The sequence below is a fragment of the Nostoc sp. EspVER01 genome, from assembly GCF_034530635.1.
Classification (GTDB): domain Bacteria; phylum Cyanobacteriota; class Cyanobacteriia; order Cyanobacteriales; family Nostocaceae; genus Nostoc.
Genome location: NZ_JAVRCS010000024.1, coordinates 1 through 22,058, shown reverse-complemented (window position 1 = coordinate 22,058; position 22,058 = coordinate 1). Strand labels below are relative to the sequence as shown.

18 protein-coding genes are annotated in these 22,058 nt (G+C 41.9%); 13 read left to right on the top strand and 5 right to left on the bottom strand.

Going from position 1 to position 22,058, the window contains the following annotated elements:
• Positions 1–62 precede the first annotated feature (62 nt).
• Positions 63–404, top strand: a complete 342-nt coding sequence (locus RMX69_RS19545) for a hypothetical protein (RefSeq protein ID WP_099103054.1) — start codon at positions 63–65, stop codon at positions 402–404.
• A 286-nt stretch (positions 405–690) separates the two neighbouring features.
• Positions 691–2,115, top strand: a complete 1,425-nt coding sequence (locus RMX69_RS19540; protein ID WP_289799457.1) for an LCP family protein — start codon at positions 691–693, stop codon at positions 2,113–2,115.
• On the opposite strand, the gene RMX69_RS19535 is transcribed toward RMX69_RS19540, so the two are convergent.
• Complete coding sequence (locus RMX69_RS19535; RefSeq protein ID WP_322638448.1) at positions 2,087–3,181, bottom strand: anthranilate phosphoribosyltransferase family protein; 1,095 nt, start codon at positions 3,179–3,181, stop codon at positions 2,087–2,089. The two genes, RMX69_RS19540 and RMX69_RS19535, sit on opposite strands and share 29 nt — an antisense overlap.
• Positions 3,182–4,015: 834 nt before the next feature.
• Between RMX69_RS19535 and RMX69_RS19530 the strand changes: the two genes are divergently transcribed.
• Together RMX69_RS19530 and RMX69_RS19525 are read left to right on the top strand one after the other, a co-directional pair.
• Positions 4,016–4,237, top strand: coding sequence for a hypothetical protein (locus RMX69_RS19530; RefSeq protein ID WP_322638447.1), 222 nt, complete (start codon positions 4,016–4,018; stop codon positions 4,235–4,237).
• A gap of 239 nt (positions 4,238–4,476) precedes the next feature.
• Positions 4,477–6,822, top strand: a complete 2,346-nt coding sequence (locus tag RMX69_RS19525) for a GNAT family N-acetyltransferase (protein WP_322638446.1) — start codon at positions 4,477–4,479, stop codon at positions 6,820–6,822.
• Between the two features lie 363 nt (positions 6,823–7,185).
• On the opposite strand, the gene RMX69_RS19520 is transcribed toward RMX69_RS19525, so the two are convergent.
• Genes RMX69_RS19520 through RMX69_RS19505 form a run of 4 tightly spaced genes read right to left on the bottom strand, consistent with a single transcriptional unit; the run spans position 7,186 to position 11,810 of the window.
• Complete coding sequence (locus tag RMX69_RS19520) at positions 7,186–7,827, bottom strand: FHA domain-containing protein (RefSeq protein ID WP_322638445.1); 642 nt, start codon at positions 7,825–7,827, stop codon at positions 7,186–7,188.
• Positions 7,805–9,994, bottom strand: coding sequence for a substrate-binding domain-containing protein (locus RMX69_RS19515; protein WP_322638444.1), 2,190 nt, complete (start codon positions 9,992–9,994; stop codon positions 7,805–7,807). Before RMX69_RS19515 ends, RMX69_RS19520 begins: the two co-directional genes overlap by 23 nt.
• Positions 9,987–10,667: a response regulator transcription factor gene (locus tag RMX69_RS19510; RefSeq protein ID WP_289799451.1), complete on the bottom strand. Its 681-nt coding sequence runs from the start codon at positions 10,665–10,667 to the stop codon at positions 9,987–9,989. The genes RMX69_RS19515 and RMX69_RS19510 overlap by 8 nt, the downstream gene beginning before the upstream one ends.
• A 21-nt stretch (positions 10,668–10,688) precedes the next feature.
• Entirely contained in the window at positions 10,689–11,810 is a 1,122-nt protein-coding gene (locus RMX69_RS19505) for a sensor histidine kinase (RefSeq protein ID WP_289799450.1), read from the bottom strand.
• An 815-nt stretch (positions 11,811–12,625) separates the two neighbouring features.
• Here RMX69_RS19505 and RMX69_RS19500 point away from each other — a divergent pair.
• From RMX69_RS19500 to RMX69_RS19460, 9 genes are all read left to right on the top strand, one after another.
• Positions 12,626–13,465 carry a Pvc16 family protein gene (locus RMX69_RS19500; protein WP_322638443.1) on the top strand — a complete coding sequence of 280 codons (840 nt, stop codon included), beginning with the start codon at positions 12,626–12,628 and terminating at the stop codon, positions 13,463–13,465.
• A gap of 30 nt (positions 13,466–13,495) precedes the next feature.
• Complete coding sequence (locus RMX69_RS19495; RefSeq protein WP_322638442.1) at positions 13,496–15,157, top strand: phage tail sheath family protein; 1,662 nt, start codon at positions 13,496–13,498, stop codon at positions 15,155–15,157.
• A gap of 96 nt (positions 15,158–15,253) precedes the next feature.
• A complete protein-coding gene (locus RMX69_RS19490; protein WP_094347975.1) occupies positions 15,254–15,709 on the top strand; it encodes a phage tail protein in 456 nt (151 codons plus the stop codon).
• Positions 15,710–15,883: 174 nt separating this feature from the next.
• Positions 15,884–16,474: a phage tail protein gene (locus tag RMX69_RS19485; RefSeq protein WP_322638441.1), complete on the top strand. Its 591-nt coding sequence runs from the start codon at positions 15,884–15,886 to the stop codon at positions 16,472–16,474.
• 11 nt (positions 16,475–16,485) lie between these two features.
• Positions 16,486–16,833 carry a hypothetical protein gene (locus tag RMX69_RS19480; RefSeq protein WP_251959044.1) on the top strand — a complete coding sequence of 116 codons (348 nt, stop codon included), beginning with the start codon at positions 16,486–16,488 and terminating at the stop codon, positions 16,831–16,833.
• 210 nt (positions 16,834–17,043) lie between these two features.
• Positions 17,044–17,427, top strand: a complete 384-nt coding sequence (locus RMX69_RS19475; RefSeq protein WP_094347971.1) for a hypothetical protein — start codon at positions 17,044–17,046, stop codon at positions 17,425–17,427.
• Positions 17,370–17,573 carry a DUF6760 family protein gene (locus RMX69_RS19470; protein ID WP_313931140.1) on the top strand — a complete coding sequence of 68 codons (204 nt, stop codon included), beginning with the start codon at positions 17,370–17,372 and terminating at the stop codon, positions 17,571–17,573. The genes RMX69_RS19475 and RMX69_RS19470 overlap by 58 nt, the downstream gene beginning before the upstream one ends.
• Entirely contained in the window at positions 17,570–19,516 is a 1,947-nt protein-coding gene (locus RMX69_RS19465; protein WP_322638440.1) for an FHA domain-containing protein, read from the top strand. Before RMX69_RS19470 ends, RMX69_RS19465 begins: the two co-directional genes overlap by 4 nt.
• 193 nt (positions 19,517–19,709) lie before the next feature.
• On the top strand, positions 19,710–21,890 hold the full coding sequence (locus RMX69_RS19460; RefSeq protein WP_322638439.1) for a CHASE2 domain-containing serine/threonine-protein kinase: 2,181 nt from the start codon (positions 19,710–19,712) through the stop codon (positions 21,888–21,890).
• Positions 21,891–22,058: the final 168 nt, after the last annotated feature.

Sequence of the window (22,058 nt, the reverse complement as noted above, 5' to 3'; positions counted from 1 at the left end):
CTACGCTCAGTGACCGGGGAGCGGGGGAGCAGGGGGAGAATAATAATGCCCCATCCCCACCAATGCCCAAAACACAGTTGCTTTTACATTTAGTTCCGATCGTCGGCTTTTTTCCATCCTTGTGGACGCTCTATCGGGGCCAGGGTAGTCGGGAACAACTTGCTATTAGTCGTCTGTCTATTACTTTGGCAATTACTTGGTTGTTGAGTTATCTATTATTAGCTACCGGAGCAGCAACTTCAGATTTTTTTCCGCTACGTCTATTTATCCTCAATAGCTTTCTCACATCAGGTTACTTTTTAGTAAGTATTTGGTTGATTTTGCGCCTAATGCAGGGCAAATCTAGTCGTTTACCAGGTTTTAGTAATTTAGCTGAACGAGTGCTTGGCAAGTATTTATCTTAATTTTTTATGGTGACAAATTGTCGGTGTTTTTACTGATTTTTGGAAAATTTCTGGCTGATTTCTCTATATATCTAGTCAAATCCAGTTTATTATTGCCATACTTCAGTAAAACATCTCCAGGTTGTCCCAAAAAAAGAATAAATGCTGCTATAAGTGTTGTGGTTGACACTACATTAAAAAAGTTAGCACCGATAATTAAGAGTTAGCTATTATGGGTTGATTTGTTTGGGTGTTTTTAATCTGCAAAATTACTGAATTTGATTAGTGAGTAAGTGTGAGGAAGTCTGTGACCATTCAAAGAAGTTCGGCGGAAGAAAACCAGTCGGGAAAAGCCTCAAAGTCCAATAAAAAAATTCCCCAAAACTCCACATCAGGACGGTGGCTGTGGTTTTGGGTAGGTATGGGTGGTATTGCGATGGTATCTGCAACTGCGGGGGCGCTTTTAGCAGTGTCTTTGACGAGTACGCCTTTGCAACAAGCGCAGCTAACTCCAAAGGATGAGGCGGCCTTTGATAGCGATCGCATTTCTGGAGGTGTGCTGCGATTTTCAGAATTAACTCGTCCAGTGAATCTTTTGGTAATGGGAATGAGCGTACTTCCCCCAGATGTCCAAAACCCTCCTGAAGATACCAAAAACCTCAAATACCTACCCCAAGTCAACTCCTTTGATGGTCTTTCTGATGTGATGCTCTTGGTCAAATTTGATCCAGAGACGAAAAAAATAAATATGCTCTCCATTCCCAGAGATACCCGCACGGAAATAGAGGGGTATGGAGTGAAAAAAATTAACTCCGCCAACGTTGAAGGTGGCCCAGCTTTGACTGCCAGAACTGTTAGTAATCTCTTAGGAGGAGCGGGAATTGATCGCTATGTCCGAATTAACGTTTTGGGAGTTGGCAAGCTGATTGATGCTTTGGGTGGCGTAACTGTCTACGTTCCTAAAGATATGAAATATCAAGATGATTCTCAGCATTTGTACATCAATTTGAAGGCTGGTAAGCAGCATCTCAATGGCGACCAAACATTGCAATTACTGCGTTTTCGCCATGACGAACTCGGTGATATTGGTCGGATTCAGCGCCAGCAAATGGTCATGCGTGCTTTGATGGATCAAACACTCAACCCAGCAACTGTTGCTCAATTACCTAAAGTTCTTGATGTTGTGAAAGACCATATTGATACTAACTTGACTGTTGAAGAGTTAGTGGCGCTAATGGGTTTTGGGGTGCGGACAAATCGCTCTAATATGCAAATGTTAATGCTGCCAGGTCGCTTTAGCGAGAAGAATGAGTATGATGCTAGCTATTGGTTGCCAAACAAAAATGGGATTGCGAAACTGATGGCTCAACACTTTGGCTTGGAGTCAGAACAGGAACAGCTGGCAACTACAACTAACCCCCGCTCTTTGCGTGTAGCAATTCAAGATAGTACAGGTGGCGATCGCTCTGAACTGCAACCGTTAATTAGAGCCTTAGAAAAATCTGGATATCGCAACATCTATGTGGCCAAGGCATGGGGTGAACCCCTAGATGTAACTCATATTGTCGCCCAACAGGGAGATGGTGACAGTGCCGAATCAATTCGCAGCACTTTGGGATTTGGTGAAGTGCGCGTGGAAAGCACTGGCAACCTTGGCTCAGATATCAGTATCCAAGTAGGTAAAGATTGGTTGGAACAAAAATCTATTTTGGAGAAGTCGTTGACACCCTAAAGGATATATCTGCTGACACTGAATTTACTATCTGGCTCAGTTCTTGGAGTTTAGCTACTACTACACCATTGGTTAATAATTCTTCTGCTTTCGCTAAACCCTCTACCATATCTGAACAAATACCACTCCGCCATAAATAAAATCCGCCATTCCACAGGGCTGTTTGCATCAATTCACCTGGTTTACCTGCCAAAACCTCTTGAATATCTGCCACCAGTTCTTCAGTAGTTCCAAGGGGTACGTTCTTGGTAGTAAAGCCGTAATCACGCGGTACGAGGTGCAATCGTTCTACCTCTTGGGGTGCTACGGATGAAGATAAGCTGATGATTGCAGTGCGATCGCGCGGTAAGTCGCAACTACCTTCCAATCCTTTGACTAATGTAAATTTTGTCACTCCCCGCAGTCCGAGAGCGATCTGAAACATCCCTTCTGTTGGCGGATGGACAAACCCAGCAATTACGTGAGCATCGCCAGCATAAGGACACCAGATTAGCTCCATTGTCGCCAACGGTGGACGTTTGCCAAGTTGGTCACGGTACTCCCAAATACTTGTAGTTAAGGGAAAATGCTGAGGTAAATAAATAAAGCCAATTCCCGTTTGCTCAAACACTTGCTGAGTTTTTGCGAGAGGTAAAGTAGTCCAATCGACTCCTAAACCCTGCCAAATATCTATCAGCGGTAAGCCGTACTTTGTTGGTAAGCGATCGCCACCATGCATTACCACTGGTTGTCCCACTGCGGCGAGTAGTAAAGCTGTTACGGGACTAATTGGTGCTGTGCGTGTTCTACCATCATAAGGGATGCCAAGAGCGATCGCTGGTCGCCCAGAGGCTATGGGTTGCAATTTTGGCCCCAGTTCCTCATAAGCATCCAACATTCCGGCTAACTCTTCCCCCGTGGGACGCTTGATTCGATGAGCAATCAAAAACGCCCCAATTTGGGCTGGTGTCGCTTCACCCAGCAGCATCATTTTAGTAGCGGTGGCTGCTTGGGTGCGAGTTAAATTCTCGCCTGTGTGGTTTCCGCTGCCTACTTTTTGCAGAAATTCCCGAAATACATTGCTCATTTTTCCTTTGTCCTCTGTCCACCGTCATGTGTCCATTGTCCTTTGTCTTTCGTGATCAGCGAAAATGGCTAATGACCGAATATTGGATTTTGGATTTAATAAAGAAATGCGAGTTCGACTAACTAAAAATAGCAGGATATTGAGCAGGTAAGTCTTGGGGGTAGATGTAGATAGATATCAAGAAATGGTTGTTAAAGCAAATAAGTATACGCAGTCAATCAATTTACGATGTTTGGATTAACCTCTCCTTATAAACAAGAGGCTTAAATATTGAAAAATTTTTGTTTTTCTTCTCCGTGAAACCAGAGGCTTGAGACCAAATATTTTAGATTTCAGATTTTCATTTAATCCAAAATCTAAAATCGCCTCGGTCAAACCCGCAATTAACTTGATAATTAAATTGAAAACATTACGATGTCTAAAGTCCGTAAAATACATTGATAATCAGGACTTACAGGCAGTTTTAGTTGGCATAAATTTCATTATCAAGCCGAAAACGCTAAGAATAATGACTTTTATTATTGCCCAGCCAAGGTTTCAAGCTGATTTACAGACGTATTTGGCATCCTATCTGCTGAAGAACAAAATTTTTATACTACTTTAGATAGATTGTGTTACATGCTTAATTACTGGTAGTTATTAAACAACAAGCGCCTGAGGGCAAGAAATCTTAGTACGTCATTCGTGTCAGCGCTGTCGCCGCCGCAAAAACCCAGGTTTTTTCTACACTTGAAAAAAATAAATTTCTTGTCCCCAGTCCAAGTATAGTTGACGCGTCAAGACTAAAACAGTTAACACAAATCAAATCACTTTTGATCCAGGAGAGGAATCTAAATGATTATTAACGACTTGACATACTTAGAGCAAGCTGAATCCGCAGATGCAAACACTGTAGTAGGCGGTGGCGACTACGGCAAAGGCAAAGACTGGGGCAAAGACAAAGACAAAGATAAAGATAAAGACAAAGACAAAGACAAAGACAAAGACTGGGACAAGTGGGGTAAGTGGGGTAAGTGGGGTAAGTGGAGCAAGTGGGTCAAGGTCTATGTCAAATAATAGAAATTGAGTGAGTGTTGCGTAACCCAAATGGTTGTGTAACTTTCCAGCGCGCTGGAGCTTAACTTTTCTCACCATTTCGGAATCACCGCAACCTCATACTTGCAAACCTGGGTTATTCCACTTTAGCTTTTGATAATTCACAAATCTCCTGGTTGTTGAAAGTCGATACTTGGCCGCTTTCAAGAACCAGAAGATTTTTTGCAACTGCGTCACTTTGCATCTGCCAGAGAGTCAGCATGAAAGACATTGAAATTGAGATCGTTGATAATTTTGAAACGTTCCAAACGATTAGAAACCATTGGGACTCCGTATACAAAACTGATCCTGAAGCTCAATTCTTCTTGTCTTGGACTTGGCTATCTGGTGTGCTGAAATGGTGCAGCCAGTTCCGTGCAACGTGGTTTATATTAGCGGCAAAATCAACTGCCCCAACTTCAGAGTATGTGGCATTTTTTCCGCTAGAAATTGCGATCGCAGAACATCCCGAAGGCTGTCTCCAGAGTCGTCTCTCAATGATGGGAGTTGCAGATTCAGAGCATCTTGGGTTTATTTGCTTGCCAGAATATGAAGCAGCAGTCACTTCTGCCTTTGCCCAGTTCCTTCAGCAACAGCAGGAAACTTGGGCTATTTTTGAAGTCGAAAAGATTCAAACTAACATTGGGCGAATGAGTCGGTTCCTGGATCAATTCTCCACAGAAGCCTTTGAATTGGCACAACAGGAACGGTTGAGCGATTTAGTAGATCAAATCGACAATAGCATTGTTCCGTACATCGCTTTGCCAGACGACTGGGAACAGTACCTACAAACCGTCGTTAGCTCCAACACTCGGCAGAAAATCAGACGCCTATTGAGAAAAGTTGAAAGCTCCAACGACTTCCACGTGACTCAGGTCAACGCAGAGAATTTAGATGTTCATCTAGAGATCCTCTTAGGATTTTGGCAAACCAATTGGGAAGGTAGAAAAGGCGCAGACTACTGCCAAAAAATCGTAGAGAAAATCGGGTTTTTTTTGCGTCATTGCTTTGAACACCAAAGCTTATACTTACCAGTTCTCTGGCATGGAAAGCAACCGCTGGGCGCGATCGCCAACCTAATGGATTTCGATCGCAAAACGGCTCTCTTCTTCATTGCAGGTCGCGACGACACCGTGAAAGAGTTTTCTTCTGGTCTGGTTCTTCATGCTTACGGGATTAAATATGCGATTGACAATAAATTTAAAGTCTATGATTTCCTGATGGGCAACGAGGCATACAAGTTTTCGTTTGGCGCTAAAGCCCGCCAGATCAAAACTATGGCGATCCAACCCAAGGGATCGCACCAAAATCAAGTGCTAAATTTAAGAACAATTCCAGAAGCGCTCCACCATTTTATCCATTACCAACAAACTAACCGACTCGATCGAGCAGAGCAAGGCTATCGTCAAATTCTCAACGTGCAACCTCAACATCCAGACGCACTCTATCGGTTAGGAATCTTGATGCACCAGAAAGGAAATTACTCAATCGCTGAAGAGTTGTTCAGAGATGTCCTTCAGGTGCAACCTCAATATGTGAAAGCCTGGTTTAGTTTAGGCAACTTGCATCAAGCTCAAAATAAATTACCAGAAGCAGAAGCAGCATATCAGCAAGCTTTAGCACTCCCCTCCGAATCCTCAATGCTTTCATCGGCAATCCATCATAATCTTGGCTATACGTTGCAACAACAGAATCAATGGGAAGCTGCGATCGCACATTACCAAAAATCCCAAGAACTCCAGCCCAACTCCATCGAAGCAGAAGTAATTTTGGCAAATGCCCGCTATGCTCAAGGAACATTATCCCCAGAAAAGCAGCTGCATTACGCCACCCTCAACTATGAATTGGGTCGCAGACGAAAACAGGTAGGTGATTTCAAGGTTGCGATCGAATACTATCGCCAATCCATCACAATGCAGCCCACTCTAGCAGAAGCTCACTATCACCTGGGCATGACATTCCAAAAACTAGGAAACTTGGACGAGGCGATCGCATATTACCAAAGCGCCCAAGCCCTGCAACCCGACTATCTTCAAGCCGAAGTGAGTTTAGCGAATGCTATTTATGCTCAGGGAAAGCTGCCCTTAGAAAAACAAGCGCATTCTGCTGCCCTCAATTATAAATTAGGCAACCACTGCAAACAGGCAGATGATTTAGAAACTGCAACGGAATACTATCGGCAATCTCTCGTCCTCAATCCAAACCAACCAGAAGTTCACTATCATCTAGGATTTGCCCTAGAAGAACAAGGAAACTTGGACGAGGCCATCGCACATTACCAAAGCGCCCAAGCCTTGCGACCCAACTACCTTGAAGCCGAGGTAGGAATCGCAACCGTCCTCTATGCACAAGACAAGCTATTGGCAGCCGATCGAGATCACTATGCTGCACTCAATTACGATTTGGGCAAGGTTCACCACCAATCAGGAGATATGAAGACTGCAATCAAATACTATCAGCGAGCGATCATACTAAAGCCAGATTTGACAGAGGTTCGCGATCGTCTACGCCAAGCACTGCAAGAAGAGGACGGTATTAAAATTAAGGTCAGTGTTGCGAAACAATAGAAGTCAAGTGCCCGATTGAAAATCGCTGTAATATGTATGGCACTTTATTGAATTGATTCTTAATAAACTCAGGACTCTTTCAAGTCCGTTAATTCTTCAAACCTATACATGTCAGATTTTTCAGGCTTTATCAACAGTCGAACTCACGTTAAATCATCACAAAGACGCGATAAATGCCTTCTCTACAAAGGGATTTCCAAGAAATAAATTATTCAATTTTGTGGGGTAGGCAACATGAGCGCCCCTAATCAAGGGCTATCGTGTCGCCCACCCCACAATAAATAGTTGGATATTTTTTTATTTGGAAGTCCCAAAACGACTGATTATTGTAGAGATGGCGCTTCATCGCGTCTCTTTGCAAAACTACACTACATATATAGTGAAATTAACTAGATTATCTTGACCAAATCGCAGCAAATCACCGTTGAGTAGGCGATACTGCATACCGGGAGTCAGAGGATTGTTGTTCAAATAAATACCATTTGTACTCATGTCAACAATCATGTAAGAATTTTGCGACCAGTCCCAATCGACTCGCGCATGACGACGAGAGACTATTCCCTCACTGGGAATGCCGGTCAAGTCAATTTCTGGCGGCGCTATTCCTGGACTCTGACTGCGGCGACCAATATAACCTCCTTCCCCAATGAGATGAAATTCTCTGCCAGTGCTATGAATCAGCTTTAAGGCTGGCGCTCTTTGAGGCGGGGGGGTATAAACAGGTGGTGTTGGTTGATAGGGAACTCGTGGCTGATAGACTGTTGAATAATCAATGGGGGCTTGTTGAGGAGCTTGGTAGTTAGGTTGGTCTGTAGGCGGCCGCTGATACTGAACAGGTGGTTGACTAGGTTGTTGTTGAATAGGTGGAGGTTGACTAGGTGGTTGTGGTGTAGGAGAAACTACATTACCCACAGGGGTGGAACACCAGGGACAAACCTTAGCATTGTTAGGCAGGGCGCGGTTAAAATATTCGCAACTAGGATTAGGGCACCGATTTGCAGGCATAAGAATTTATATCATCAGGCATAGGTTGTAAAGCTACAAGACCTACTTTACTAAGTAAACACTGACCCTGACGAGTAGTTAGCATCTGGGCAAATGTAGAGCCACCAGGCAAGCGGCTGCTGTCTTTAGGGTACACTACAAAAATAGGGTATCCCAAGGGGTAGCTTTGGAAAGTTGTGACATCAACATAATAATCATCATGTTGACACAAATCATCTGAGGGAGTAATTGAGCGCCGATCGCGCTTTTGAAACAGAGGTTGAATAGGGGACTTTTTACCATCTGCGATCGCTAGAGGATAGCCAGTACACTGACTCGAAGTTTTACTGATAATCCCAAAACTGATAATACCAGTAGTTCGCCCATCTAAAGTTTCACTGCGTATCAGATTTTGGGTTTTTGTTGTATCAAGTTTAGTAACTTTCGCTGCAAATAAAGCTTCGTCTTGAGGGGCATTTTGCAGAACTATTTGTTGAAATTTACTAATTGCTTCCGGTTCGGTTGGGGCAAAAGGTTTCACTGGCAGATTTGGAAGTTTGGGATTAATCTGCTGCCAATTAGTAATTTTACCTGTGTAAATTTGACGCAATTGCTCAAGATTAATTTTCCCCCCAAGAGCATTGGCAAGATTTGAGTCTCTTTTATTAAATGCGACAAAAACAAGTAACCCATCATAGGCTATTGCTTTTTTTGCAAGTTTATCTGTAATGTTGTCTACCAAACTAGTAATGGCAAAATCTTTTTTGTTTGTTTGAACTTCTTCAAGACTTTTAATTGGATTATTTATATTTGATGACAAAACAGATTTATAGTCAAATGTTGCTGTCGCATCTGGCTTTGGTCTGGTCAATAAATCTCCTAAACGACTGTTGTCCACTAATTGCGTTAAAACAAAACTCCATGTACTATCTTTTTCTCCTGTATAAGTAAATTGTCCAGAAGGAACGTTAGGGACTTCAGAAAAATTCCGCACAAGTTTAGACCATTGGATATATTGCTTAGGATTATCTGTTTTCCTGCCCCACAGCCAATACCAAATTCCCCCACCAAGTAGTAATAAAAATAGGATTACTAGCAAAATTAAGGGCATTGGCAAAGGCTTTTTTAGTTCTTGAGAACCTGGAGAACGCACTGAACTTGAACTTTTAGCACGATCTTCTTGAGGAAGTTCTAGTAGTGCTTTCCGAGCTGCTTCTGCACTCTCAAAAGGAGTTTCCAGCCCAATTAAACGATAAATAAATTGCTTTAAATAGCTATCAGTATCCGGCCATTGTTGACGATCTCTAGGGTCGAGAGGCTGGTTAGATGAAAAATTAGTTGTCCGTCCTACCCATAAATAAAAGGCTAATAATCCTAATGATTCTAAATCTTGCTCAGGTCTAGCAGGAGCAGGTTGAGGAATTCTTGGGGGAATAAATAAGTTTTCCCAAATAGCTAAATCACAAAAGTATATAGAAAACTTTTGATTATTTTCTACTTTAATTAAAGTACTATCTAAATTGATATTGCCGTGAGTGATACCCAGTTGTGTTTGATTGGAGGGGAAACGCAGTTTTTGGGTGTGGAGAAACTGGAGAGTTTGTAAACCTTGGTTTAGTACCTCACGCACCTCAAGAGATGTCATTGCTCCCTTTTCTATGAGATACTTACCTAAAGTTTGAGATGATTCGATTCCTTGAGTAATAAGATAACAGCGTTCTCCTTTTTCATCTGCGATCGCTTCTTTCGTTTCTACCAGACGGAAGTTTTGAATTCGACTATCGGCTAAACTTACGCCACCCACCCGTTTAAAAGTCTCTTTCCGCTTTTGAGTCTCACTTTCATTAAAAGAACGATTGGGGAGCAGATATTCTTTGATGATTACAGGTTGTTTGTCTTTAAGTTGAACACCTGAGTATAAACGGCCTAAACCCCGCACACCAACAAAACTAGTTATTTGATAAGTTCCCTGACTTCCTTTAATCTCAGCCTCCTGTGGTAAAGTTGCTGGAAAACCACATTCCAAGCAAAACTTAGCACCCTTAATTTGCTGCGCCGTTTGGAAGGGGCGATCGCAACTTAAGGGAGAATTGTACGAGCAGGGGTATTCTTGATAAAAAGATTCAAATGAAGCCATATCCAAAAAGTTTCGTAAATTGCGCCGACTACTTCCGTCGCGCTCAAGCATGAACTAATCCTAACTTGAGGGCAGTCACAATCGCTTGAGTCCGGCTAGTAACCTTCAATTTTTCAAAAATACTGGTGAGATGCGCCTTAACAGTAGCAACTGTTACATACAAATGTTTAGCGATTTCTTCATTAGAAGCACCTTGAGTTAACCAATATAAAACCTCTTGCTCTCTTTCAGTTAAATGCACCTCATGACAAGCTTTTACACAAGAATCTGAATAAGCTTGAAAAAACCGGAAAAATCGACTAGCAACTTCTGAAGGTAGATAAATTTCTGACCTAGTTACAGTATCAATAGCTTCACACAATTGGGTTGCTACACGATTTTTAAACACATAACCTGCGGCTCCCCCCTGCATCGCTCTAAAAATCCAGTCGTCTTCTTGATGAGCCGACAATACTAAAACTTTGCCAGTGTAAGCAGCTTCTTTAAGACGTGCCAAAACTGTAATTCCATCACATCCTTTCAATTGCATATCCAGCAAAATTAAATCTGGACACTTCTGGGTTGTAAACTTTAAAACCTGCTCAACAGAATCTGCATCACCAATAACTTCTACAGGTAACGCAGAATTAATACTATAAAAATTTAGGAGAGTACGTAATCCTTGACGAAAGCGTTCTTCGTCATCTACGAGTAAAACTGACAGTTTATTACTATTATTAATCATATTTTTATGAGGAATTATGAATTAATTCACGCTCCTTGAACGAGGTAAAATAATCGAGAATTGTGCCCCACTTTCTGATAAAACTTGTGCCCAGATACTTCCTTGATGATCCAAAATAATTTTTTTAGCAATAGTTAAACCCAGTCCTGTGCCTCCTTTGCGTCGAGAATAAAATGGGGTAAATATTTTTTGTAAGTCTTCTTGAGACAATCCTGGCCCTTGATCGGAGATTTTAATTAATACTTCATCTTGAAAAATTTGCCAACTACAGCTAATAGTTCCTGAATTAGGGCTGAAATGAACAGCATTACTGAGGATATTATCAAAAACTTGTTTCATTTGTAATTTGTCTATTTTCAGTATTGTCGATGTGTCGGGAATCAATATTTTCAGTTTTTTCTGACTAATTAGAGGTTGTAAATTTGTGATACTTTCACCCACTAAACTTCTTAAATCTTGATGTGTTACCCTTAATTTTGTACTTTGACCGCAATCAATTAGTTCATTTAAATTAGTATCTAAATCTTGTATACTTTCGCCGATGATTGTTGCTTGCTCTTGCCAAGGGCTATTTTCTAAACCTAAGCTGAGATTATGTGCATACAATCCGATGAGTCCTAGAGAGTTACGTAATTGATGACCGACTCGATGTAAGATATCTTCTAGGAGTTGAATTTCAGTTTTTTGTCTGCCATAGTCCAAGGAAATATCTACATACTTACTCAGCAGCATCGCAGAGCGTTTTACATATAGTTGTAAACTCGCCGAGAGAGGTTCATGAGTAATGATTTGAATATATTCAGTTTTCTGATTTCTATAGGATATGGGGCAAATGTAAGAAATAGATGAAAAGTCCTTAAGCTTAAATTCCTGTAAAGTCAAAACAGGCGGAAAATCTGTAAGCCATGCTTCCGAATGCAAATAAGCTAAAGTTTTTTGAGAAAAAGGAGCTTGATCTTGACTATAATTTATAACTTCTTGATTAGTTCTCAATAATGGATTGTGATAGACAATCCGAGCAAATAAAATTGGATATTGACTAGTTAATTGCTCAGACTCAAGCTGACAAAAGCCTTGGATGTCTGAGGGACTCAAATAATTAGAGCCATTGTCTAGTTTTTGGACAGAAAAGCCTAGTGTCATAGTTTCACTCGCTTTTTGCAACCAAATGTTTTTACTTTTCTGCTGACCAGTATAAAATTATGCAGTCTCAGTAATGTTTATTTTTTTGTTAAGTTATCTTTTGGGATAATTCATCCAAATAATTATTAAGGTTTGTATTCACACGTATATCAAGCTAACTTTGCTGTGTAAAGAAGTTTGTAGTAAAGACTTTAGTCCTGATGTTAAGCACTGAAATGCTTACTACGTACCCAAGCTTTCGTTAGCTTAATGGACTACTTGGGCGGGCTTTTCAGCCATTAGTGTCGAGTTAAGATGAAATCACTGGGGTCAACTAGTATAGCTGGAGACTGGATGAAAAGTCTTTTTATCTTTAGGTTTTATCCTCCTCAAATTAAAATTGAACAAAAATAATAAACGGCTGCCCAAATTCAATAAACAACACCTCGAATTCGATAAACAACTGCCCGAATTCAATAAACGACTGCCCGAATTCAATAAACGGCTGCCCGAATTCAATAAACAACACCTCGAATTCGATAAACGACTGCCCAAATTTAATAAACGACACCCCGAATTCGATGAACTTACCTTTAACATTTGGGCTTCTGCCTTAATTAACTTGACACCAATGCTTTTCAGCCCACTCCACATGAAAAAATGTAGTGTGTCTAATTAAGAACTGCTCTAGATTAATCTACAAACTGAAGTTGCTGCTTTACGGATTCTTGACCCGATACCCCATTTAAAAAATATCGACAAAAGTCTAATTAACTTTAGAAGCCCGATACATATACTGTAGAGGCATCTGGATTAGCTACCAGCAGCACACCTTCATGCTTATCTTCGTTCTTCAAACTTTAGCCGAAATTCTCGCTGGAGGAACCTCACTTACCAGTACAGAGCAAATTGACTTTAGCCATCCTGGTAATCGGAGGGAAGAGGGAGCAGGCCCGACTCTCAATTTATATATTTTTGATATACGTGAGAGTAAGCAGGTACAACATTCTGGTAGGCAAGTAGAACGCAAGCTAACACGCGCTTTACAACCTGCCACTGTAAATTGGGCACCAGCTTGGTTTGATGTTTCGCTGCTATTAACAGCCTGGGATAGAACAGCTTTAGGTGAGCATCACTTTATTAGTGAGGCGTTGACTGTGCTGTTGCGCCATCGCACCTTGGAAGAGGAGTTTTTGGTTCCTGAATTACGCGGCTATGGTAATTTGAACATGACAGTTGCCCTAGAGCCGCCAATTGAGATTGGCTCTTTATGGAGCGCTCTCAGTGTGCCATTGCGTTCAGCCTTATATTTGACAGTTACAATACCCTTCGAGCCACAACCGACTCCTGTGCCTTTGGTTTGGGAGCGAATTTTCAATTTGCGAAATCAATTGTCTCGCGATAGTGACAGTTTAGTATTAACCAGACGAGTTGCGATCGCGGGTATTGTCAAAAGTGCGGTAACAAATCTGCCGTTGGTAGCGACAGAAGTGGCTGTGAGGGGAACTGACAAGTCCATATTAACCACTAAAGAAGGGCTGTTCTTTTTTGAAGACCTTCATTTAGGTAATTATGTTTTGACTCTGAATCATCCGGGCTATTTACCTCAAAACGTCAATGCATTGGTAGATAACCAAAGTAATACTTTCAAAGAAATATTTCTAACTCCTGAATAATTAGATTTTTACTGACTTGGAGAAACTTTCATGGCTAGACTTGATTACTTTGCTCCTGGTGTTTACATCGAAGAAATTGACCGGGGTAGCCGACCAATTGAAGGTGTTAGCACAGCAGTTGCCGGATTTGTAGGTTTTACAGAAGACGTTCGCGGTGGGGCTGAATTATACAAGCCCATGCTAGTAACCACTTGGACGCAATTTTTAAACTACTTTGCCCGTCCCAACTCTGACGGCTTCACCGACTTCAACGCCTATTTACCTTTTTCAGTCTACGGCTACTTTATGAATGGTGGCGGTCGCTGTTGGGTAACAAGCATTGGAACTCAGTTACCAGGCGCACCTAGACCTGCGACTCCAGAACCGGCTACCCTCAGAATCAACTCTAGAGGTAATCGTCCAGCCCTCCGTTTTACTTTGCGTCCTGAGCAAGCATCAGGTGGATTAGTAAATATTGTAATTATTGATGGTTCGCCCCGCGCCTTACCCGAAGGTACTGAAGGAGAAGCGCCTCCAAATACAGGCGAATATTTCACCATCCAAATTCGTCGGGGAGATGAACTTCTAGAGCAATACGAGAACTTGACAATGAACCGCGAACCTGCTGGCCAGGTAGCAACTTATGCGCTGGCGGCATTGAGAAATTCGATGTATGTCACCGTAGAAGACATCACTCAAAGTGGACAGCCTTTAGCTCGTCGTCCCGTGAATGGTCAATATGAACTAGCGCCACCCATTGTTGCCGCCACACCGGATAGATTTTCGCAAAATTTAGAAGGGGTTCGAGACGATCGCACCGGGGTACGCGGTATCTTTGAAGTTGATGAAATCACAATGCTGGCTTGTCCAGATGTGATGCGGGCTTATCAAGAACAAGTACTGAATTTAGATCAAGTTCACGGCATCATCGAACTGATGATTAGTATGTGCGAGGGTTCTGCCAGTGGCGATATTCCCAATCCGCCCAACCGCATGGTTGTATTGGATTCGCCACCGGAAGCCGTCAAACCGCAACAAGTAGTGGAATGGTTGAACAGATTTAACCGTCGTTCGATGTTTGCGGCCCTTTATTATCCTTGGATTAAAGTACCTAATCCACGCGATCGCGGTAATCCAATTTTAGTACCTCCTTGTGGTCATGTGATGGGTGTTTGGGCCCGCACCGACGAAACCAGAGGAGTTTACAAAGCCCCAGCCAATGAAGTTCCCAGAGGCGTAATTGGTTTGGGCTATGACACCAACTTCCGCGAACAAGAACTATTAAATCCCTTGGGAATAAATTGTATTCGCAGCTTCCCCAATCGAGGTATCCGCATTTGGGGCGCACGTACTCTAGTTGAGCCAGATAAAACAGAGTGGCGTTACATCAGCGTGCGTAGATTAATTAGCTATATCGAAAAATCTTTAGAACTGGGGACTCAGTGGGTAGTTTTTGAACCGAACGACCAAGATTTATGGGCGCGTGTCACCCGCACCGTCAGTAACTTCTTAGAACGTATCTGGCGTGAAGGTGCTTTATTTGGTGCATCTCCAGCCCAAGCATTCTATGTCAAGTGCGACGAAGAATTGAACCCACCAGAAACCAGAATTTTAGGACGTTTATATATTGAAGTCGGTGTTTGCCCCGTCAGACCGGCTGAGTTTGTTGTTTTCCGCATCAGCCAATGGAATGGCATTGAAGATAGCGAATAGGGCATTGGGAATAGGGCATTGAGGAGAGAATTCTTATAATTCCTAACTCCTAACTCCCCATTTCAAAATTAACTACACACAAAGGAGTCTAAAAGTATGGCAGGCGAATTTTTAACCTCTTGTAAATTTTACTTCGAGGCTGACGGAATTACTGATAAATTTATCAAAGAAATTAGCGGACTAGGCGTTGAAAATACCCCAGCGCAAGAAGTCCACGGTTCATCTAAAGGCGCTAAACTAATGCGTCAAGCTACACCAACTGTTGTTAAATTTACCAACATCACAGTAAAAGTCATCGCCACTGATGATATCGACCTTTATAAATGGTATCAAGACTGTAACGAAGACATGGGCGACCCTCGGAAGTGGTCACAGAATCGTAAGACTGGTTCAGTGGTTGCTTACGACCAACAAGGCTCAGAAAAAGCACGGTGGAACATTGTTAATTGTTATCCCTGTAAATACACCGGGCCGACCTTAACTGCCTCTGGTGGTGATATGGCGAATGAAACAGTTGAATTGGTTCACGAAGGAATTAAACGAATCAAATAATGGTAATTACGTAAAGCCTGCGGCATAGCTTTGCTTAGAACGTAGCAGTAGCGAGTCGCAAGCTTCATTACGAATTACGAATTACGAACTTGTATTGAGCGTCTTGCCCTGAGCGTATCGCTAAAGCGAAAGCTCCGCTAACGCGCAGCGTCTCCGTTAGGAGAAGCCGTTGGCGTGGTCACTGAGCCTGTCCTGAGCGTAGCCGAAGGGCGTAGTCGAAGTGCAGCCTCTCGTAGAGAAGGGAGCCGAAATATTACGAATTATTTAACAGTGGTACAATCCGCAAGCCGAATTCCAGAAGTTCTGACAGCCCATCGGTTCTATTTAGAACTGACGTTAGAAGGTCAAAACGATGCCAATTGTTTCTTTTTGGAGTGTCAAGGCTTCAAAAGAACCCAAGAGGTTATTGAAATTACTGAAGTTACTTCTCAAACCTGGGGTACAAAAGGGCAATCAAAAGGTCAGGTGGTGAGAACTAAGCTTCCTAGCAATCCCAAGAGTGGTAATCTCATTCTGCGTAGAGGTACCACCAATTCTATGGATTTTTGGAAGTGGTTTGAAAAAGTCCAGCAGGGTAATTGGTCACAGCAACGTAGACTTGTTGCTTTGTCTATTTATAATCAGGCAAATCAAGAAGTGGCTAGATTTGAATTAGCCGGTGCATGGCCTGCAAGTTACAAGATTGCTGATGTCAACGCCCGCAGCCATGACATCGAAATTGAGGAGGTGGAGGTTGCTTTTGAGGAATTTAAACGCGTGAAATAATTAGGAGAATTATGTTTCCCACAGAGTTTGAATTTACATTGCCAAAGGGGTATCTAGACTCTGAAGGCAACCTCCACCGCAAAGGTGTAATGCGGTTATCAACAGCGATAGACGAGATTGCACCCTTGCGTGACCCACGCGTTAAAGCGAATCCCGTTTATGCCACAATTATTATCTTGTCACGAGTGATTACCCACTTGGGTGCTTTATCAGAAGTTACTCCGGCAATCGTGGAAAACTTTTTTTCCCAAGATTTAAATTACCTCCAAGATTTTTACCGTCGAATCAATGGCTTGGAAGGCGAAACTTCCATACCGGAAGATACAGTAAATTCTCCCGAAGCACTTCTTCATAATTGAATTGGGGAGTGCTGAGTGCTGAGGTTAAAGTTCCGAGTTCAAAGGCTCAACTTCCGAGTTCAAAGGCTCAACGTTCAATCAAAAAGGCTCAACTTCCGAGTTTTAAGCTTGAAACAATAATATTTCTTCCTAACTCCTAACTCCTAACTCCTAACTCTTAACTCCTAACTCCTAACTCAGCACTCAGCACTCAGCACTCCCCAATAACCTATGCGCCGTAAAAAGGATACTCTCTGCACAGAATTTGCTTTCACTCTTCCTAGAGGATTGAGTGATGGCGAACAACGAGTACATCGTCATGGGGTGATGCGTTTAGCCACCGCCAAAGATGAAATTTTGGTGCAACAAGAACGCAAAGTTCAAGAAAATCCGGCTTACGGTGTCTTGGTAATGCTTGCAAGGGTTATCACTCGCTTGGGCAGTTTCAATTCTGTTAGTCCTGATTTACTTGAAGGACTTCTCCTACATGACATTGCCTATCTCCGAGAATTTTACAATCGAATCAATCAGCAAGGCAATGTACACATTCCGACACAATGTCCCCACTGCAATACTCAATTTTCAGTGGAGCTAGAACTAGCGGGGGAGTCGTAAGCTACCCCTCTGATACTTTATATGAGGAGGTAGCTTTTATTGCTTATCATTTCCACTGGTCACAAGATGATATTTTAAATTTAGAACACACTACCCGTCAGCGCTGGGTGGCAGAAATCAATAAAATTAACCAAAAATTAATATGAAAGTTAAAGTTAGCTACTCACCAAATTTAAGTGAAGTCAATGAAGTTGACCTTACCACAGAAACTCCAACAAGAGGAGAATGGATAATAGGTCGTTCTCCTGATTCTGATTTACTCTTAGACAGCCCTGATATCAGTCGGGTACATGCTAAGTTTTTTGTTAAAAATGGAAATTACTACTTTTCTGACCTTGGCAGTAGAAATGGCTCAATAGTTAATGGGAAACAGGCTGAAAAAGATCGACCATATTCTTTGAGTGATGGAGATATTATTCGGATTGCAGATTATGTTTTGATTTTGGAAGCAGTTGCTCCCGTTTATGAACAACCAGAGACAGTCTTTAGAATTATAGATCCTTCACTGTTTTCTCGGCCGCGATCGCCTGAAAATATCAGCACTCCCAATGTCGTTAATCCAGGGCCTATTAGCCAAGAAATAGAAACACCTTCCCCAGAAATTAGCGAAATCTCCGAAGTTGTTTCTACTCCAAGTGATGATGTCATCCCAGTTGTGGAGATAATCGCCCCTGAAAACATCATTCAGCCAGCAGAAGCAGTTAGCGAAGTTCCCCATGATGTGCGTAATGAAATTGTGGATTTGCGGACATTAGTTGCAGCAGATAGTGAAGAAGTAGAAATTCCAGAAGTCAGCGAAGCCTCAGAAGTTTCTTTGCCTGAGCCTGATGACGCCATCGCTGCACCTGAAAACATCATTGAAACTCCCGAAAATGAAAGTGTCCTTCCAGAAGCTAACCACGATGAGGCTGTAGACTTTAAAGCAGCACGGGTGACAGAATCGACTTTCGTACAACAGCGTGATATAAGTGCTAGTCCAGAAACTAATTACGACGAGAATGCAGAGTTAGAGGCAGCACTAGAAGCAGAAGTTACCTTCGTACAACCACGTGATATTTTCAACGAAGTTCCTGTACAAAGTGCTATTCCAGAAACTACCTACGATGAGAATGCAGAGTTGGAGGCAGCACTAGCAGCAGAAGTTACCTCCGTACAGCCACGCGATATTTTCCACCAAATATCTGAGTCAGAAAGTGACATTCCCGAAACTACTCACGATGAAGTAGTGAATTTGGATATGCCAGTTGCAGAAGAAGTCAGTGAAGTTGTTGAAAACGCAGCAATTCAGCCGCCAGAAGCATTGAGCCAAGCAACACGGGATATAGATGAGGCGATAGATTGGGATGCGTCAGTTACAGCAGCAGATAGTGTAGATGTTGACGAAGTAGAACCTACTTCTGCGGTGGATGAAACAATAAGCGAAGTTTCTGAAGCATCAACTGCACCTGATGATGCCGTTGCGGAAGTTTTAAGCAATCAATACATTGATTTGAGTAATGCAAGTACTGAAGAAGTTAGTCTATACGTTGATGGCGTTGCTGCACAAATAAGTGAAATTTCTGACTCAGCTGATATTCCATCTTTGGAAACAACAGAAAGTGGAGCTACTGAGAGCATCAGTCAAACTATTGAAGAATTACCTGAAGTAGAAGAAGCTCGTTTTGATGAAACTCCAGAAGAAACAAATGTTAGTGAGTCTCCTCAAGCAATCATTGAAAGAAATATAGTACTGATTGCTCATGAAAGCAAGAAATCAGAACTTGTTGAATTGGTTTCTGAGCATCAAGAATTTTTCTCGCAGAGTTTTACTATTACTTGGCCATCTGTTAGTGAAATTTTACATCAACAGGCAGGGATAACGATTAGTCAACAAACCCCCGCACCAACTTCTGGAGGATATCAAACAATTGCTTCATTGGTTGGAGCCGGAGAAATTGTAGCAGTTATTTTCTTGCGAGATTTGCTGCAACCTCAGCCAGGTCAAGCAAATGAAGAAGCACTGTTAAGATTATGCACTATTAATCAAGTTTTATTGGCTACTAACTTGTCAACAGCAGAGGCGATTGTGCATTATCTGAAACACATATAACAATTCTAAATGAGTTATGAACAAAAATATCCCCGATTTCTTCAAGAAGTCGGGGATTTGAGCATTTTGGTGTTTAAAAGTAAAATATGATGACTATATTTTTTGAAAAGTTGCAAATTGCGTAGAATAATTTCAATATTAAAAATTAATCTCAAAATATACGTATATTTTAAAGTAAAACCTATTTAAAAAAATGGTTGTAACTTTTAAAAGTTTATTTAGACAGCCAGTTATTCTTTCAAGTGCGATCGCTACAATTTTACTAGTAGGAATTCAAAAACTAGGGGTTTTCGAGCCTCTAGAAATGAAGGTCTACGACCAAATGATGCAATTACGTGCCGACCCAGGCCCAGACACTCGTTTGTTGATTGTTGCGTTAAGTGAAAAAGATATCCAAAAATGGAATTGGCCCCTGTCTAGTGAACTTCTAGACCGGCTATTAGGAAAACTTGAAGAATATCAACCGCGAGTCATTGGTTTAGATATTTTTCGTGACTTACCAGTGCCGCCTGGTCATGACAAGCTACTGCAACGCCTCCAACAGAGTGATATCATCATTCCTATTTGCAAACATTCGGGTTCTAACAATCCGGGAATAGCACCCCCAAAAGGTGTTGAAGCAGAGCGAGTGGGATTTAATGATGTCGTAGAAGATACTGACGCTACAATTCGCCGCAACCTCTTATTAGTAAGTGCAGAAGAATCCGATTCTTGTCAAAGTACTTATTCTTTTAGCTTACAACTAGCACTCAAATATTTAGAAGTTGGAGGCATCCAACTAGAATTTACCCCCAAAAAAGAACTACAACTACGTAATACTGTATTTAAACCCCTACAAAGTAACGCTGGCGGCTATGAAAAAGCAGATACCAATGGCTACCAAATCCTGTTTAATTACCGTTCTGGTCATCAGATTGCCCAGCAGGTAACTATTACAGAAGTACTTGCAAATCAAATTAAACCAGATTTAGTTAAAGACCGCATCGTTTTGATTGGTTCAACAGCTAATAGTTTAAATGATATTTTTAATACGCCCTTTGCTAGCGGGAAGTCAGATAATTCTGGCAAAATGGCCGGAATTGAAATTCATGCCCACAGCGTTAGTCAAATTCTCAGCGCTGTTCTGAACAAACAACCTCTACTTTGGTTTTTGCCTGAGTGGGGTGAATTCCTTTGGATATGGGGATGGACTATAGTTGGTGGGTTGCTGGTATGGCGGATTCAACATCCGCTAGGCTTAGGATTGGCAGCAGCAACAGCCCTTGCAGTGTTATTTGGAGCCAATTTTGTCATTTTTACCCAAGCTGGATGGTTTCCAGTCATACCTCCGGCGTTGGGGTTAGTATTTACCGCCGGCAGTGTCCTTGCCTATAGTGCTTATCAAACCAAGCAAGAGCAAAAAGAAATTACCCAACGGGTTCAAGAACACCAACAATTAATTCTAGAATTGCAAGGTCTTTTACGGCAGCGTGGCAACGCCTCAAATGAAGCGCCAACGGTAATTGTTGATTCCATTGGGCAAGAAATTGCAGTAGGAACGCTACTAAATAACCGCTACAAAATTACTCAACCCTTGGGTTCTGGAGGATTTAGCAATACTTATTTGGCTGACGATATCCAGCGTCCTGGTAATCCGCAGTGTGTGGTTAAACAGTTGCGACCTCCTCGCCAAGATGCAGAATATTTAAATGTTGTCAGACGCCTATTCGACGCGGAAGCAGAAATTTTAGAAACTTTGGGTAAGCACCCACAAATTCCCCAACTGCTAGCTTTCTTTGAAGAAAATCGGCAATTTTCCCTAGTGCAAGAATTTGTTCGAGGACACGCTATGGATAAAGAGCTAACTGCTGGGAAGCGACTAAAACAAGCTGAAGTTTTGGAGATGCTCAAAGAAGTTTTAAACGTCCTTGTTTTTGTTCACAGCTATGGTGTAATCCATCGAGATATCAAACCTAGTAACTTAATTAGGCGAGAATCAGATGGGCACATTGTTTTAATTGACTTTGGCGCTGTTAAGCAGATTCAACCCCAGCAGCAAGAAGCTCAAACTATTTCAATTGGCACTCCTAGTTATGCACCTTCGGAACAAATGAGTGGGTTGCCAAAACTCAACAGCGATATTTATGCGTTGGGAATTATGGGAATACAAGGTTTAACAGGGGTAGAACCCAGAGAGTTTCGTAGAGACACAAATACTGGTGAAATAATTATCCAAAGTGTAGCTGATGCTAATCAACAAATTTGGCAACATTGGCGCGAATTCACTGAGGCTACAGACGAGTTAGTGATGATTTTAAATAAAATGGTACATTTCGACTTCACTCAACGATATCAGTCAGCCGCAGAGGTGCTTAAAAATCTCGAAAATGTTTAGTAAAAAGGTTGTATTCATTCTGAACATCGATTACTAATAAGGCTCGTTTCATATTGATTATTCTCCCTAAGTGCTAGTGTTAAAATGGACACTAAAAAGCGCTCTCCTTTTACGGAGAGCGCTTTTTGATGATTTAGCGAAACTTCAGAATTAACCGTTGATAGCAGG

Excerpts from the sequence above, each read along its gene's own strand:
- RMX69_RS19510 (WP_289799451.1), bottom strand. The coding sequence starts at position 10,667 with ATGATTAATAATAGTAATAAACTGTCAGTTTTACTCGTAGATGACGAA.
- RMX69_RS19480 (WP_251959044.1), top strand. The coding sequence starts at position 16,486 with ATGTTTCCCACAGAGTTTGAATTTACATTGCCAAAGGGGTATCTAGAC.
- RMX69_RS19495 (WP_322638442.1), top strand. The coding sequence starts at position 13,496 with ATGGCTAGACTTGATTACTTTGCTCCTGGTGTTTACATCGAAGAAATT.
- RMX69_RS19545 (WP_099103054.1), top strand. The coding sequence starts at position 63 with ATGCCCAAAACACAGTTGCTTTTACATTTAGTTCCGATCGTCGGCTTT.
- RMX69_RS19460 (WP_322638439.1), top strand. The coding sequence starts at position 19,710 with ATGGTTGTAACTTTTAAAAGTTTATTTAGACAGCCAGTTATTCTTTCA.
- RMX69_RS19490 (WP_094347975.1), top strand. The coding sequence starts at position 15,254 with ATGGCAGGCGAATTTTTAACCTCTTGTAAATTTTACTTCGAGGCTGAC.
- RMX69_RS19465 (WP_322638440.1), top strand. The coding sequence starts at position 17,570 with ATGAAAGTTAAAGTTAGCTACTCACCAAATTTAAGTGAAGTCAATGAA.
- RMX69_RS19475 (WP_094347971.1), top strand. The coding sequence starts at position 17,044 with ATGCGCCGTAAAAAGGATACTCTCTGCACAGAATTTGCTTTCACTCTT.
- RMX69_RS19530 (WP_322638447.1), top strand. The coding sequence starts at position 4,016 with ATGATTATTAACGACTTGACATACTTAGAGCAAGCTGAATCCGCAGAT.
- RMX69_RS19470 (WP_313931140.1), top strand. The coding sequence starts at position 17,370 with ATGTCCCCACTGCAATACTCAATTTTCAGTGGAGCTAGAACTAGCGGG.
- RMX69_RS19505 (WP_289799450.1), bottom strand. The coding sequence starts at position 11,810 with ATGACACTAGGCTTTTCTGTCCAAAAACTAGACAATGGCTCTAATTAT.
- RMX69_RS19535 (WP_322638448.1), bottom strand. The coding sequence starts at position 3,181 with ATGAGCAATGTATTTCGGGAATTTCTGCAAAAAGTAGGCAGCGGAAAC.
- RMX69_RS19525 (WP_322638446.1), top strand. The coding sequence starts at position 4,477 with ATGAAAGACATTGAAATTGAGATCGTTGATAATTTTGAAACGTTCCAA.
- RMX69_RS19500 (WP_322638443.1), top strand. The coding sequence starts at position 12,626 with ATGCTTATCTTCGTTCTTCAAACTTTAGCCGAAATTCTCGCTGGAGGA.
- RMX69_RS19520 (WP_322638445.1), bottom strand. The coding sequence starts at position 7,827 with ATGCCTGCAAATCGGTGCCCTAATCCTAGTTGCGAATATTTTAACCGC.
- RMX69_RS19515 (WP_322638444.1), bottom strand. The coding sequence starts at position 9,994 with ATGCTTGAGCGCGACGGAAGTAGTCGGCGCAATTTACGAAACTTTTTG.